Source organism: Arthrobacter sp. S41, assembly GCF_004320535.1.
Classification (GTDB): domain Bacteria; phylum Actinomycetota; class Actinomycetes; order Actinomycetales; family Micrococcaceae; genus Glutamicibacter.
In genome coordinates, this window is the sequence record NZ_SIHY01000001.1 from 586,556 (window position 1) to 599,994 (window position 13,439).

General features: G+C 53.6%; 12 protein-coding genes. 5 read left to right on the plus strand and 7 right to left on the minus strand.

Annotated features, from left to right (window positions below):
• The first annotated feature begins 6 nt into the window (after positions 1 to 6).
• From EYR88_RS02700 to EYR88_RS02710, 3 genes are all read left to right on the plus strand, one after another.
• Positions 7 to 2,790 carry a DEAD/DEAH box helicase gene (locus EYR88_RS02700; protein ID WP_131088193.1) on the plus strand — a complete coding sequence of 928 codons (2,784 nt, stop codon included), beginning with the start codon at positions 7 to 9 and terminating at the stop codon, positions 2,788 to 2,790.
• 63 nt (positions 2,791 to 2,853) lie between these two features.
• A complete protein-coding gene (locus tag EYR88_RS02705; RefSeq protein ID WP_131088194.1) occupies positions 2,854 to 4,452 on the plus strand; it encodes an amidohydrolase family protein in 1,599 nt (532 codons plus the stop codon).
• A gap of 411 nt (positions 4,453 to 4,863) precedes the next feature.
• Positions 4,864 to 5,592 carry a polyprenol monophosphomannose synthase gene (locus EYR88_RS02710; protein WP_131088195.1) on the plus strand — a complete coding sequence of 243 codons (729 nt, stop codon included), beginning with the start codon at positions 4,864 to 4,866 and terminating at the stop codon, positions 5,590 to 5,592.
• A 182-nt stretch (positions 5,593 to 5,774) separates the two neighbouring features.
• Here the strand turns inward: EYR88_RS02710 and EYR88_RS02715 are convergent, their stop codons facing one another.
• The 6 genes from EYR88_RS02715 to zapE form a co-directional block, all read right to left on the minus strand.
• Positions 5,775 to 6,122, minus strand: coding sequence for an RNA polymerase-binding protein RbpA (locus tag EYR88_RS02715; protein WP_131088196.1), 348 nt, complete (start codon positions 6,120 to 6,122; stop codon positions 5,775 to 5,777).
• A 185-nt stretch (positions 6,123 to 6,307) separates the two neighbouring features.
• The gene (locus tag EYR88_RS02720; RefSeq protein WP_131089763.1) at positions 6,308 to 7,237 is read right to left on the minus strand and encodes an SPFH domain-containing protein; all 930 of its coding nucleotides are present in this window, start codon (positions 7,235 to 7,237) and stop codon (positions 6,308 to 6,310) included.
• A 58-nt stretch (positions 7,238 to 7,295) separates the two neighbouring features.
• Positions 7,296 to 7,772, minus strand: a complete 477-nt coding sequence (locus EYR88_RS02725; protein WP_131088197.1) for an NfeD family protein — start codon at positions 7,770 to 7,772, stop codon at positions 7,296 to 7,298.
• A gap of 103 nt (positions 7,773 to 7,875) precedes the next feature.
• Positions 7,876 to 8,727, minus strand: coding sequence for a putative RNA methyltransferase (locus tag EYR88_RS02730; RefSeq protein ID WP_131088198.1), 852 nt, complete (start codon positions 8,725 to 8,727; stop codon positions 7,876 to 7,878).
• Positions 8,727 to 9,368: a peptide deformylase gene (def, locus tag EYR88_RS02735; RefSeq protein WP_131088199.1), complete on the minus strand. Its 642-nt coding sequence runs from the start codon at positions 9,366 to 9,368 to the stop codon at positions 8,727 to 8,729. The genes EYR88_RS02730 and def overlap by 1 nt, the downstream gene beginning before the upstream one ends.
• Entirely contained in the window at positions 9,365 to 10,417 is a 1,053-nt protein-coding gene (gene zapE / locus EYR88_RS02740; protein WP_131088200.1) for a cell division protein ZapE, read from the minus strand. The genes def and zapE overlap by 4 nt, the downstream gene beginning before the upstream one ends.
• 318 nt (positions 10,418 to 10,735) lie before the next feature.
• Between zapE and EYR88_RS02745 the strand changes: the two genes are divergently transcribed.
• Both EYR88_RS02745 and EYR88_RS02750 read left to right on the plus strand, forming a co-directional pair.
• Positions 10,736 to 11,086, plus strand: a complete 351-nt coding sequence (locus tag EYR88_RS02745) for a metalloregulator ArsR/SmtB family transcription factor (protein WP_131088201.1) — start codon at positions 10,736 to 10,738, stop codon at positions 11,084 to 11,086.
• A gap of 665 nt (positions 11,087 to 11,751) precedes the next feature.
• The gene (locus EYR88_RS02750; RefSeq protein ID WP_131088202.1) at positions 11,752 to 12,213 is read left to right on the plus strand and encodes a DUF3817 domain-containing protein; all 462 of its coding nucleotides are present in this window, start codon (positions 11,752 to 11,754) and stop codon (positions 12,211 to 12,213) included.
• A 148-nt stretch (positions 12,214 to 12,361) separates the two neighbouring features.
• On the opposite strand, the gene EYR88_RS02755 is transcribed toward EYR88_RS02750, so the two are convergent.
• The gene (locus tag EYR88_RS02755; RefSeq protein ID WP_131088203.1) at positions 12,362 to 13,321 is read right to left on the minus strand and encodes a bile acid:sodium symporter; all 960 of its coding nucleotides are present in this window, start codon (positions 13,319 to 13,321) and stop codon (positions 12,362 to 12,364) included.
• Positions 13,322 to 13,439 lie beyond the last annotated feature (118 nt).

Genomic DNA, 13,439 nt, shown 5'->3' on the forward strand with positions numbered 1-13,439 from the left:
CCACAAGTGACTTCACCCGCGGAACGATACGCGATTTCCAAGACACGGCAGGTCGAGCAGGGCACTGCATTACCTGATTTTCGTGCCAGCATCTCTTTCGAATTGGATCTATTCCAAGCCGAATCCTGCCAAAAGGTCACCGAGGGGCACAGCGTTCTTGTTGCTGCGCCAACCGGTGCCGGCAAAACCGTAGTCGGTGAATTTGCCATCTTCCAGGCATTGCGGGAAAACCGTAAAGCCTTTTACACCACCCCGATCAAAGCCCTGAGCAACCAGAAATATTCGGAACTGGTCAATCGTTATGGTGCGCAAAGCGTTGGCCTGCTCACCGGTGATACCTCAATCAATTCTGAAGCTCAGATTGTCGTCATGACCACTGAAGTCTTGCGTAACATGCTTTACGCCGACTCTCAGACACTGGACGGTCTCGGCTACGTCATCATGGACGAAGTCCATTACCTAGCGGATAAATTCCGTGGCGCGGTGTGGGAAGAAGTGATCATTCACCTTCCGTCGAACGTGCAAATCATCTCCCTGTCAGCCACTGTCTCCAACGCCGAAGAATTTGGTGGATGGCTAGATACCGTGCGTGGACAGACCGACATTATCGTTTCGGAGCACCGACCTGTTCCGCTGTTCCAACACGTCATGGTGGGCTCCAACGTAGTTGACCTATTTGCCGAAGACGTTTCCTTCGACAAGGTGGCAGAAGGCGAAGCGAAGGCCAGCGTTAACCCTGAACTGCGCAAATTGGTCCGTACCCACAATTCCGGTGGACGCGTTCAGCGCGGCCGCGGAAAAGGCAGTCGAGGACCGCAGCGTGGTTCTGGCTTCGGCCAACGAGTCAACCGTCCCTCGGTTATTGGCAAACTAGACCGTGCATCATTGCTTCCAGCGATCTTCTTCATTTTCTCTCGCAAGGGCTGCGATATGGCTGTGCAACAGTGCGCCATGGCCGACCTTCGCCTGACGACTAATGAAGAAGCAGCAGAAATTAGGCAGGCGCTCGAAGAAGTCTCGTATCGGATTCCGAGCGAGGACCTCGACGTTCTCGAATTTTGGGCTTGGCGAGATGGTCTGGTTCGAGGCTTCGCTTCACACCACGCCGGACTACTGCCGATCTTCAAAGAGATCGTGGAAGACCTCTTTGCACGAAACCTCATCAAGGTTGTATTCGCTACCGAAACCTTGGCGCTAGGCGTGAACATGCCAGCCCGTTCAGTGGTCTTGGAAAAGCTAGTCAAGTTCAACGGTGAATCCCACGTACAAATTTCTTCCGGCGAATACACCCAGCTCACCGGGCGTGCAGGACGTCGCGGTATCGACGTAGAAGGCCACTCCATCGTTGTATGGAATCCGGAGCTTGAACCAGAATCCCTCGCAGGTCTGGCCTCAAAGCGTACTTATCCACTGAATTCCTCGTTCCGCCCGACCTACAACATGTCCACCAACCTGCTGGCGCAGTTTGGACGCGAACAAACACGACAAATCTTGGAATCGTCCTTTGCACAGTACCAAGCCGACCGTTCGGTGGTTGGCATGGCACGACAGGTCCGCTCCAAGGAAGAGTCTCTGGCCGGCTACGCCAAGTCCATGGAATGCCATTTGGGCGACTTCACGGAATATCTGAAGTTACAGCGCAATTTAGCCACCATGGAAAAGAACGCCGCAAAGAGCAGGCGCACCGAGCGACGCTCAGCTGCCGAACGCTCCTTGCAGGCAGTAATGCGCGGTGATGTGGTAGATCTGCCAGGTGGCCGTCGATTCGGCCGAGCCGTGGTGATCGAACTTGATACCGCCATGTACAACCCGCGCCACACCGTTCTCACCGAAGAAGGTCAGCTTCGACGTTTGTCCGTTGATGACCTGACCGGTCCGGTAGAGATCATTTCTCGGATTCGCATCCCTAAAGGTTTCAGCGGACGTACGCCCAAGGAGCGTCGCGATCTAACGGCCTCCCTGCACAATGCTGTCTATGAGGAACGTCCACCGCGTCTGGATGCGCAGGGGTTCAATTACGAAGGTGCGGACTCAACCGAGCGCGAAATCAATGAGCTGCGTCTACAGCTCAAAGATCATCCTTGCCATTCGTGCTCCGAGAAAGACCAGCACATGCGTTGGGCTGACCGGTATTGGAAGCTGAAAAAGGATACTGAGAAAGCCCGTCGAGCGATCCGCGGACGGACCAATACCATTGCTACGGAATTCGACAAGGTCTGCAAGGTTCTGGAGCAGTTCGAATACCTTACTCCTCATGAAGATGATGAAGGTTTCACGCTGACTGATTCCGGCCGGCGTTTGCGAAGGATCTACGGCGATCGAGACTTGCTAACCAGCCAGATCCTAGAAACCGGCAAGCTCACCAAGCTCAACTCTGACGAATTGTGCGCAGTGGTAGCCAGCTTGGTCTATCAGGCACGTCGTGACGGGGACCGTGCAGATCCAAAGATGCCTACCGACAAGATCGCGGACATCTGGAATAGCACGATCAAGATTTGGGGCGAGCTCTCTGACGCAGAGGAAACATTAAGCCTTGATCCAACTGCGCCACCTGAGTCGGGCTTGATCTGGCCAATGTACAAGTGGGCCAGAGGAGCAAGCTTGAACAGCGCATTGCGTGGCACAGATATGGCGCCCGGGGACTTTGTACGCTGGGCAAAACAGGTCATCGACACCCTGGATCAGTTTGCCAAGAACCCTGAGCTGCCTCCAATGCTTGTGCGCAATGCCTATAAGGCTGTCGACCAGGTCAAGCGCGGAGTTGTGGCCTACTCAAATGTCTTGGCCTAACACCTACACGGTTTAGGTGAATCAAAACTAACTAATCGGTGCACGAGAAAAGGGAGCACACTGATGGCAAAAACACTGTACCGAAACGGGGCAGTTTATTCAGCCGCGGATCCGTTTGCGACCGCCATTGTTGTAGATGGCGATACTATTTCATGGCTTGGCGGTGAGGACGCAGCAGACCGCCACGCCGAGAATGTCGATGAGGTCATCGATCTGCGAGGCGCATTGGTGACTCCGGCCTTCGTTGAGTCCCACACCCACCTGGCCGCCTTAGGACGCACTCTTTCGGGTGCTGACTTAAGTTCAGCAACTTCGGCAAGCTCTTTGCTGTCCTTGGTTGCCGTTCAGGGTCAGAAATCCAGCAAGGTAGTTCTTGCGCAGGGTTGGGACAATTCCGATTGGGAAGACCAAACTCTGCCAGAGGCTAACGACCTCACCAGCGCCGCCGACGGTCGTGCCTACTATCTTTCGCGCCGTGATGTTCACAGTGCCTTGGTCAACCGGGAACTGCTTGATTTCCTTGGGCTGGGTCACCTGAAGCCTGGCGTGGTAGCCGGAGCTGATCACGACGACGTACGTTTGGCGATTGCCAAGGCACAAAAAGCGGATCATGAATTCCAGCGTTTGGCACTGGCACACTATGCATCGCGTGGTTTTGCCACCGTCGTGGAGATGGCTGCCCCGCACCTTGAGGGTCGCGCTGCCCTAGATCAGCTACTGGCCGATAACCAGCCAAAGCTTCCGCAGGTTTATGGCTTCTGGGGCGAAGCTGTTAGTGACGCAGACACCGCAGACGAGCTCTTCAGCTCGTTCCCAAAGGGACGTTTGCTAGGTATTGGTGGGGACCTGAAAGTTGATGGCTCACTAGGTAGCCACACCGCCTACCTGCGCGAAGACTACAGCGACAAGGCCGGGGAACGCGGCACGCTGTACCTAAACAAGGAAGAAATCGCCGCTCACCTTGTGGCTTGTAGCAGCCGAGGTATCCAGGCTTCCTTCCACGTTATTGGTGATGGTGCACTGGATGAGGTGCTGGACGGATTTGATCTGGCCGCACAAGAAATCGGTGTTCCTAAACTCCAGATGGCCCGGCACCGCCTGGAGCACGTCGAAATGGTTGATGATGTTACGCGTCAGCGACTGCTGCAGTATGCGATCACCGTGTCCATGCAGCCAGTTTTCGATCACGCTTGGGGTGGTTCGAACGGCATGTACGCTCAGAGGCTGGGGCAGCGCGCCGAGTCCATGAATAACCTCTCGGCAATGCTTTCTGCCGGCGTTCCCATGGTCCTTGGCTCTGATGCACCAGTCACCGAGGTTGACGGTTGGCAGGTGGTGCGCGCGGCCATGAATATGTCTAACACCCAGGGACGGGTTTCGGCTCGTGCAGCATTCCTTGCCCAGACTCGATCCACGTATCGTGCGATGGGGGAGATGAACCCGTTGGCCGGACAACTAGCCATTGGCGCGCAAGCAACCTTCGCCGTGTGGACCGCATCAGAACTGGCCGTGCAGACCCCGGACGTTCGCATTAGTTCGTGGAGCACAGATGCCCGCGCTGGTACGCCTATGCTGCCGGTAGTGGACGAGGAAATCCCTGAGTGCCTGCGTACGGTGCGTGCCGGCGTGACGATTTTTGACAACCTCGAAACTCAAAATTAGCTTAAAGTAAAACTTTGACTTCAGCCTTAACATTTTTAGGAAACCTACGTTGACTTGAGTCGTCTAGATAAAGACTGAAGTCATTAGACGGTTGACAGTGTGGGTGGGGTAACCACTAGGCTGAACTAAGCGCCTCTTCGTGATGCACAAGCATTGCGTTCGAAACGACGCAAGTTGAACAACGATCCTCAGTGACCTTAGATAACATTTTGCGTGCCTATGGCGAGCGAGATAGGGCCGAAGTCACTGAGGATCGCTGTTTAATCCAGTGTCTACGCCGGCTTCACGAGCAATTGATGACTATACTTTGAGTTTGGACTATCTCTATCCGTAGCAATATCTGACAATGTTTTGTCTCAGCTGCCGGGCAGGGAGAACATTCTTGTTGCATACCCAGAAAGGTGCCGCCGAGTGCGCGTCATTACCATCATCCCGACCTATAACGAGCTGGAGTCGCTCCCGCTAACAGTAGGACGGTTGCGGTCCGCCGTTCCGGATTCGGATGTATTGATCGTCGACGACAATTCACCTGATGGCACCGGTGAACTAGCCGACAAGATGTCAACTGATGACGCAAACATCCATGTGCTGCACCGTACGGGCAAGGACGGTTTGGGCGCTGCCTACATCGCTGGTTTCGAATGGGCCTTGGCTCGCGACTACGACGTTTTTGTCGAGATGGATGCTGACGGCTCGCACATGCCTGAGCAACTTCCGCGCCTGCTCGAAGCAAGCGCCGCTGGCGCAGACCTAGTGATCGGTTCGCGTTGGGTCAAGGGTGGAGAGGTTGTGAACTGGCCACTGCTGCGTAAGATCATTTCCCGTGGTGGTAGCTTCTACTCCCGCACCATGCTTGGTTTGCCACTGCGTGACATTACCGCAGGCTACCGAGCCTTCAAGCGTGAGACGCTTGAAGCCATTGACTTTGACGCCGTCGAATCACGTGGCTACGGCTTCCAGGTTGATATGACTTTCCGCGTAGCCATGCTGCGCAAGAGAATCGTTGAGGTTCCAGTAACCTTCGTTGAGCGTGAACTTGGCGCTTCGAAGATGAGCGGCAACATTGTTTTTGAAGCAATGTGGAACGTGACTCGCTGGGGCATGGGTGCACGCTGGAAGAAGCTCACCTCAAAGAAGTAAATTTGTAGAAGTTGGTGCGCGCCCGGATAACGGGTGCGCACCATTTTCTTTTAAGCACAGCGCATTGTGAGTGCTAGAAACATCTGAGGGGCCGGTGCTGCAACTATTAGTTGCGGCACCGGCCCCTCAAACGATTCTGAAACGGACGCTGTACTCGACGGTGTCCGTTGCTGGGGGAGAAGTTAGGCTGATTCCCCGCGAGCAGCGCGAAGCTGCGTCAGGCGGTCTGCCAGAGTCTTTTCCAGCTCTTCTTCACTGCGACGCTCGAGGAGCATGTCCCAGTGGGTACGAACTGGCTTTTCGTTGCTAGCTTCTTCTGCCCTAGCTTCGCCGTGGACAAGCTTGGCTTCCTTGCCCGTTTTGGTGTGCCAAACGGCTGGAATTTCAGCTTCTGCTGCAAAGACAACGAAGACGGTCTCGCCGTCCTCGGTACGGTATTCCACGCGCTGACGGGCAGCCGGCTCCACACCTGCCTCAGATTCCATGCTCTGTGCACCCAGGCGCATGCCTCGTAGGCTGCGATCGCTCATGTTTTTTCCTCCGCGATGTTTAAAGAATTCGCTACACGTACCAACGTTTGATATCCGGAAATAATTCCAGCCGACAAGCAGCTGACTTTCACTAAGTACCAAAACACCCATTATACGCGTCTGCGGCGAGGCGCAAAGCATGCACCTCGCCGCAGAGCGCGATCTAGTTATTTAAGCTGTTACTACTACACGTCAGTGCGTGGGGCAGCTGGGGGAGTCGGAGCTGAAGCAGCACCGTTTCCACCTAAAGCTCCGCCGATGCCCTTCAAGGCCTCGGTGAGCTCACTTGGGATAACCCACAAGGTGTTTGAGGTACCTTCGGCAAGCTTGGGCAGGGTCTGCAGGTACTGGTAAGCCAGCAACTCTTGATCCGGACGGCCCGCGTGGATTGCGTCGAAGACCTTCTGAATAGCCTGAGCTTCACCATCAGCACGAAGGATGGAGGACTGCGCGTCACCTTCGGCTCGGAGGATCTCAGCCTGACGCTGACCTTCGGCGGTAAGGATCGAGGACTGCTTGGTACCTTCAGCGGTCAAAATCGCAGCACGGCGGTCACGCTCTGCACGCATCTGCTTTTCCATGGAGTCCTGGATCGACAGGGGAGGATCGATAGCCTTCAGCTCAACGCGGGAAACACGGATGCCCCACTTGCCGGTAGCTTCATCCAACACGCCGCGAAGCTGACCATTGATCTGGTCTCGGCTGGTTAGCGCCTGTTCCAAGTTCAAGCCGCCGACCACGTTACGCAACGTTGTGGTCGTAAGCTGCTCGACAGCCTGGATGTAGTTGGCGATTTCGTACGTAGCTGCACGTGCCTCGGTGATCTGGAAGTAGACCACGGTATCAATGGAGACAACCAGGTTATCTTCGGTGATCACCGGCTGTGGTGGGAACGAAACAACCTGCTCGCGCAGGTCCAGCAGGGGCAAGAGGCGATCCACAAATGGGATCAGAATCGTCAAGCCGGGGTTCAAAGTGCGGTTGTACTTGCCGAGACGTTCCACAATGCCAGCTCGTGCCTGAGGCACGATTCGTACGCTGCGCAATAGAACGACAATCACGAAGATTGCCAAAACGACAAGCACAACAGACAAGCCAAAACCATTGTTATTCATGGTCATACTCACTTTCATTGTGCTGGGTGATGAGTGGTAAATAGCAGTTGAGCTAGCTCTAGACGTCCGCTTGATCAGCGGGCTTCGACGTCAGGAAGGCGGTTGCTCCGTCAATACGTGAAACTACGGCATAGGTACCAGGCGACATTGTCGGCACACTTGGTTCTGCCCGTGCCGTCCAGGTTTCACCTTGAATTTTTGCCGAACCTGACAGGCGCGAAGTTGGTTCAAGGATGAGAGCGTCCGCACCGATAAGTCGTTCGATGTTGGTTCGATAACCGACAGGTGACTTTTTTATGTGTTTCATCGCGATGGGGCGAACGAGCAAAATCATGAGGAGAGAAACAAGGCAGAAAACAACTACCTGCAACCACAACGGGCCACTAAGCAGTGCAACAGTGACACCGCCGAGGGCTCCGACGCCAAGCATGATGAAGTAGAGATCTAGAGAGAGCATCTCGATGATGGCCAGCAGCAAGAACAGCGCGAGCCAAATGACCCACGCGTTACTTATGATCCATTCCGCTGTAGTCATGGAATCCACCTAATTTCTCATAAGACAAGGACCAGAAGCTTTGGCCTTTCTTATATTCTGCCGTACACGCTCCCATAAATGAGTAGTCATTTTGGGGTATCTTCTAGGCGCTCGGAGCGAAAATGTGTACTCCAAAGGATGCGGTGACTTCTTGAGTGCCCAACGCTTCAGCTTTGTCTCGCAACGTATCGGGGGACAGATGGTGGCCTGCCGGTCCCATGAAGGCCAGGTTGAATAGGTCTGAAGAATCCAAGCTCATCGTGTAGCTCAGATTTTCGGATGCGATATGGCGCAGCTGTTCGGAGCCGAACTTTTCAGTCAGGGATTCTTGCTTTCCCTCGGCAACAGAAAGCATGCCTAGCGGCTCAATGACTTCTTGGAGATGTCCAGGCTCTCCGGTAACTACTAGGCACAATCCATTGGCCCGTAATACCCGGCGGAACTCAGCAGGATTGTGCGGGGCGAAGCAATTAAGCACGACATCGCGTGATGCGTCGGCCGTTGGGAGCTTACGCCAAACGTCCCAAACCATCGCCAAAGTAGCAGGCACCTTCGCCGCACGACGCATCGCGTATCGCGAGATATCCAGGGCAAGAGCATCCTGATGAGTGCTTGGCGAGGCTTTGAGGATTTCAGCTAAGTAGTAGCCGGTTCCGGCACCGGCATCGAGGATTTCCAGTACGTCGCTGTGATGATGCTCGTTGATCAGCGCTGCTAGTCGTTGCGCTAGCGGAGCATAGTGTCCCTTGGACTGGAAGGCATCGCGTGCCTGAACCATTGGGGAAGTGTCTTCAAGGAAGTTCGTCCCCTTCCCGGTAAGGAAGTTGAAATACCCTTGCTTGGCCGCATCAAATCGATGACCGTTTGAACAGATCAACGTCTTACGCTGTTTGCCACTGAAGACCAGCTCTAGCTCGCAGACAGGACAGGTTGCGGTGGTTGAGGTGTTGGTCATTAGAAATTTAGTACCCGTCGGGCAGTAGCGACATCTAGATCATCATGGTGCCAAAGCTCGCTCTCATTGATGAGCGAACGAGTTTCGACTTTGTCTACATAGACCGTGCCAAAGAGGTGGTCAGTTTCGTGCTGAACGATACGTGCCTGCCATCCGCTAAAGGATCTCGACTGTTCTTTCCCCTCACGATCTTCGAAGCTGGCAGTGATGTCTGCCGGCCTGGTTACGACTCCCTGGAATCCGTCGAAGGATAGGCAGCCTTCAAAGAATTCAGCTTGGCGGTCAGAGGTAGCTACGAAGCTCGGGTTGAAGATTTCAAAGTACTCCAACGGTTCCCGCTCACGTTCTAGCGCGCTGGATTCTGGAATTGGATAAAGATCTTCCAACACAGCAATCTGCAGAGGGATTCCAACCTGTGGCGCGGCTAGCCCTACGCCAGGCGCGTCATACATTGTCTGGCGCATCGCCTCGAGAAGTTCTTCAAGCATTTGCGTTGGAAGTTGACCGTTGTAGGCGGTAGCGCGTTGTCGAAGAACTGGATGTCCCAGCTGAACAATCGGCAGTACGCCGTTTTCATCCGCTGTCTCAAGTACTTCGCTAACGAGGTCTTGGATTTCCTGAGCTGTGTAGTCGGTGTTCATCGAGAAGCGCTTGTCCGTTCGTGTTCGCTGCGTTTGAGTTGGGTTAGACGGGAAGTCAGTCGGGCCTTTTCGGTGTCGTGAAGCATGTGGCCAAGCCCGGATAAATCATCTTCAGCGTACAGATGTACTTCGACATCCTTGTCGTAGAAGACGTCTATGAGGTTAGCGAGCCTGCGTTCCTCATCCATTGCCATAGTGTCGCTCGATGGAATCTCACTGATGTGCCAATGCGAGTATCTATTGGCGAGTTCTAGATAGTCAGCGGTGTTTCGACGGGTGCGGCACATTTGATCAAAACTGATCCATATCGTGTCGTCCTCGACTCCAGTGGCTTGGATACGGTCATAACCAATCTCAACCCATGTGGCCTGTTCAGAGGCAAGAATTTCCTGGGGGAGTAAGGTCAGTGAGCCGGCTCGGAATCCGGTGCGCTCACCTGAGTGGCCGTTGTCCACGAGCCTATAGTCCAATGAATTATCGAGTTCAAAGACCTCGAAGTTCAAGCGGATGTTCTCGATAATTGGTTTAACTAGATGGTGGAAGGTGTCATCATCCAACAACTTCTCGGGTTCGTAGTTTGAGGTGGTGACCAGTCGGATGCCGTGCTCACGGCAATACTTGACGAGTTTGCCCATGAGCATGGCGTCGCCTGGTTCGGTGCAGTGAAATTCGTCAAAAACGAGCAACTCGACGCCAGCTAATTCTCGCTCGAGTCCTTGTGAGAAGATGGCTCCCATCGGCTGACCCGGGACTCGATTGACCGGGGAATTCAGTTTCTGAAAGAACTCATGGAAGTGAAATCGCTTGGTGGTTCTGGACGATTGAAGCGCGACAAATGTGTTGGTGATTAGTGTCTTGCCGCGGCCTGGTGGCCCGTAGATATATACGCCCTGTCGATCATTGCTGGTATCAGCGTGAATGAATCGTCCCAAGATTCCAACGAGTTCGCGTTGCGCTTGGTCAAGGTCAATTCCTTGAGCGTTGAGGGCATGGAGGATACGGGTGACGCCGAGTTCGGTCACGGGAACATCAGGCAACGAATCGGGCATAGCTAAATTTTGCCACCCTCGCGCTTAGCATCCAATTTCGCAGGTTCGGACGGTGGCGATCCAATCGGTGAAAAGCGCGTGACCAAGTCAGTGGGTCTGTAAAATCTCTAGTCAACTTACCTTTATGTTATGTCATACAGGTTGATTTATGCAGGGGAGTGCTGGCGAGTTTAGTGGGGTGAGCGGAGACTCTAGGCGAATTTCGGCAAGACCTATCGCTTTATCGGCGCGCGTGACCATAATGGACGGACTCGAAAGGACTACCACCCACGGCTCAACGGTGATGATCCTAAGGAATGAATCTAAGGGGTGAGATCGATGACCAGTGACTTTGGTGTCCTGGAGACACAAGAAGGAATGATCCCGAGGGATCTATTGGAAATGAGTGTTCTCGTGCTCAAGACCATGGCTGATCCGTTGCGGCTTCAAATGCTGTGGGTGTTGTGTCGAGGTGACATGTCGTTACCAGAACTGGCTCAGCAAATTGGTGTGAGTCCAACGGTCGCAGGTCAGTTCTTGACGAAGCTTCGTGCTGCTGACGTTCTGCAAACGTCAAAGGTTGGTCGACACACAATCTATTCAATGCATGACGAACGAACCCGCCAGTTCATTTATCAGACCGTGGACTTTGCTGGACATCGGCTCGCACTACAGGATTCCGAAGCGTAAAAACTTGTTGCTCACGAAGCGTCGTATCCATGTATCTGGGCGGGTGATCACGTACTTCTGCGCAGGTTATCAATAAGCCGATAATCTACATTATGTAAAGTAGTGGAAAACTGGCTGTTCCCCATTGAGGGTCATCTAGGCGTTCAAACGTTGATAAAGCATCTAAACACCGATCACTCAATACCTTCCTCGCGACTGCCTGACGTGTTGGTGAACCTAGATACGCACATGTCCAACGAACGCAGGTCTTGCTGCGCTTGATTCGTGCGGCAGCTCATCGGTTACGACAGTGGTGTGTGCCCGCCAGTAAACGAAACGCTGAACCAGCGACTGAAACCCTAGATCCTTGCCAGTTCACAATCTGGGAGTCGAACGCTCGACAACACCGATCCGGCGACGTATGGGTATGTGTTCGCGGGTCCACGTTAATTGCACTTGCAATGACGTGCACGAGATTGAGAATCTGAGAACTCATAACCAAGACAGTCCGGAACTTACCTCAGCCTCGAGGTGTTGGTTGCTAGGCAGCTATGTGACGGGATCTCTCACAGTCGTTTGATTCAAAAAATTTGTCTCATTCAAAGGCGAGGAGTTCACGCGATAAGGTTGTTGAGAACTCAAACTCGAGTAGTACTCCCCTATCTTTCAAGGACTGACGCCAGACCATGTCACCTAGCGCTCTATACAGAACTGTCGCGCGTGCAGAAGCGATCACTTGGACTCTGTTAATTCTGGCCATGATTCTCAAATACGGAATCAAAGTCGGTGATTGGCCGGTATCAATTGCCGGGTTCATTCATGGATTTGTCTTCCTGTCCTACATCGCCACTGCAGTTCTTGTTGGTATGAACCAACGTTGGAGGAAGCGCCTTATTCTTGGCGCCGCCGCAACGTCCATCGTTCCGTTCCTAACTATCCCCTTCGACAAATGGCTTGAACGCAACGGTAAATTGGACGGTCAGTGGCGCACTACCGCCACGGATCACCCGGGCGATAAGTCCTGGATGGACTCGCTCATGAGGTGGTTAGTGGCCCGTCCAGTTCTCACCGCCGTCATCTTGTTCGTAGTCATCGTTGGGGTGTTTTCCTCCATGCTGGTCATGGGGCCTCCTGGCGGACGCAGCTAATCATCAGTTGACACTATGGCGCACAATTTATGAAATGTGCCCTCATTGCCTCTAGATAAATAGGAAGTGACCTGTCTGAACGCCGTTATGACGTTCAGGCAGGTCACTTCCTGTTTAACGCTAGTTATTTGTTCATGAAAGCGTTCATCTAGATCATTCGAGGAACTATTTTGATCATCAGCAGCATGGCCATCAGCTCTACGAGCGTCTGTGTGACTACAACAGAAGAAGTCAATGCGAATTCAGCGGGCAACGCTAGGGCAATCGGGAGCACAACGAGAGAGTTTCGAGTAACCCCACTGAATGTCAGCGCGCGTAGCGAACGGGTAGTCAGACCGAACGCTTTGCCAGTCAGTACTGAGAGGATCCCGGCTACAAGGGCGAATAAGGCGAAGACGAAGATCGGTGTCAGCAACTCCCCGAGCTGGGATGAAATCGAATGAAATTGTGAAGCAATAACAGCCAGTAATGTCATCATCATGATTGGCGCCATGAGGTAATCGGCAAGTGGTGCGACGCGGCCGGCCCAGCTGAATCGTGAAGCTAATAGTTGCATGGCACAGGCGAGGGCTAGCGGTAGCAGGATTAGCGTGACGAGCGCGTGGAGAAATGGACCCGGTGTGAAAACGGTCAACGACGTTTTCCCAACGATCAGATACATGTAGATAGGTATCAAAAGCATCTGAAGCACGAGCAGCAATGGTGCGGCGGCCAGCAGCTTGTGGTTATCTCCCCCGGCAATGCCAGAAAAGACGATGACGTAATCAACACAAGGAGCCAGCAGCACCAGCACAACACCGATGAGCACAGCAGTCTCGATATGAATAATCCGGGTCACCAGCAGCACAAGGCAGGGAACGAGTACAAAGTTCACCAATAACAGCGAACCAATGAACTTGATGTCTCGAAGACCATCAAGCAGGCCAAGCAATGGAATGCCCAGAAACGTTGAAAACATTAGGATGCCAAGAAGCGGATTGACGGCTAAGGAAAAGGCTGACGCTGAGCTTGGTGCTACTTCCCCAATGAGACATCCGGCGAGGATAGCAATGAGATAGAGCGCAATCTGATGCTGCTGTATCCACGCGCTGCCCGGCCATGCCTTCATGCTACTAATGCTAGTTGACGTGGGGTTCGGGTATGGCGCCGTAGTCAGCCGCAATGAATCCGCGTCTCGTGTGTCTGAGTCAACAGGCAAGTCTTCGCCATGGCTTTCTTAGCGAAGT

Excerpts from the sequence above, each read along its gene's own strand:
- EYR88_RS02715 (WP_131088196.1), bottom strand. The coding sequence starts at position 6,122 with ATGAGCGATCGCAGCCTACGAGGCATGCGCCTGGGTGCACAGAGCATG.
- EYR88_RS02750 (WP_131088202.1), top strand. The coding sequence starts at position 11,752 with ATGTCACCTAGCGCTCTATACAGAACTGTCGCGCGTGCAGAAGCGATC.
- def (WP_131088199.1), bottom strand. The coding sequence starts at position 9,368 with ATGAACACCGACTACACAGCTCAGGAAATCCAAGACCTCGTTAGCGAA.
- EYR88_RS02755 (WP_131088203.1), bottom strand. The coding sequence starts at position 13,321 with ATGAAGGCATGGCCGGGCAGCGCGTGGATACAGCAGCATCAGATTGCG.
- EYR88_RS02720 (WP_131089763.1), bottom strand. The coding sequence starts at position 7,237 with ATGAATAACAATGGTTTTGGCTTGTCTGTTGTGCTTGTCGTTTTGGCA.
- EYR88_RS02745 (WP_131088201.1), top strand. The coding sequence starts at position 10,736 with ATGACCAGTGACTTTGGTGTCCTGGAGACACAAGAAGGAATGATCCCG.
- EYR88_RS02705 (WP_131088194.1), top strand. The coding sequence starts at position 2,854 with ATGGCAAAAACACTGTACCGAAACGGGGCAGTTTATTCAGCCGCGGAT.
- zapE (WP_131088200.1), bottom strand. The coding sequence starts at position 10,417 with ATGCCCGATTCGTTGCCTGATGTTCCCGTGACCGAACTCGGCGTCACC.
- EYR88_RS02725 (WP_131088197.1), bottom strand. The coding sequence starts at position 7,772 with ATGACTACAGCGGAATGGATCATAAGTAACGCGTGGGTCATTTGGCTC.
- EYR88_RS02730 (WP_131088198.1), bottom strand. The coding sequence starts at position 8,727 with ATGACCAACACCTCAACCACCGCAACCTGTCCTGTCTGCGAGCTAGAG.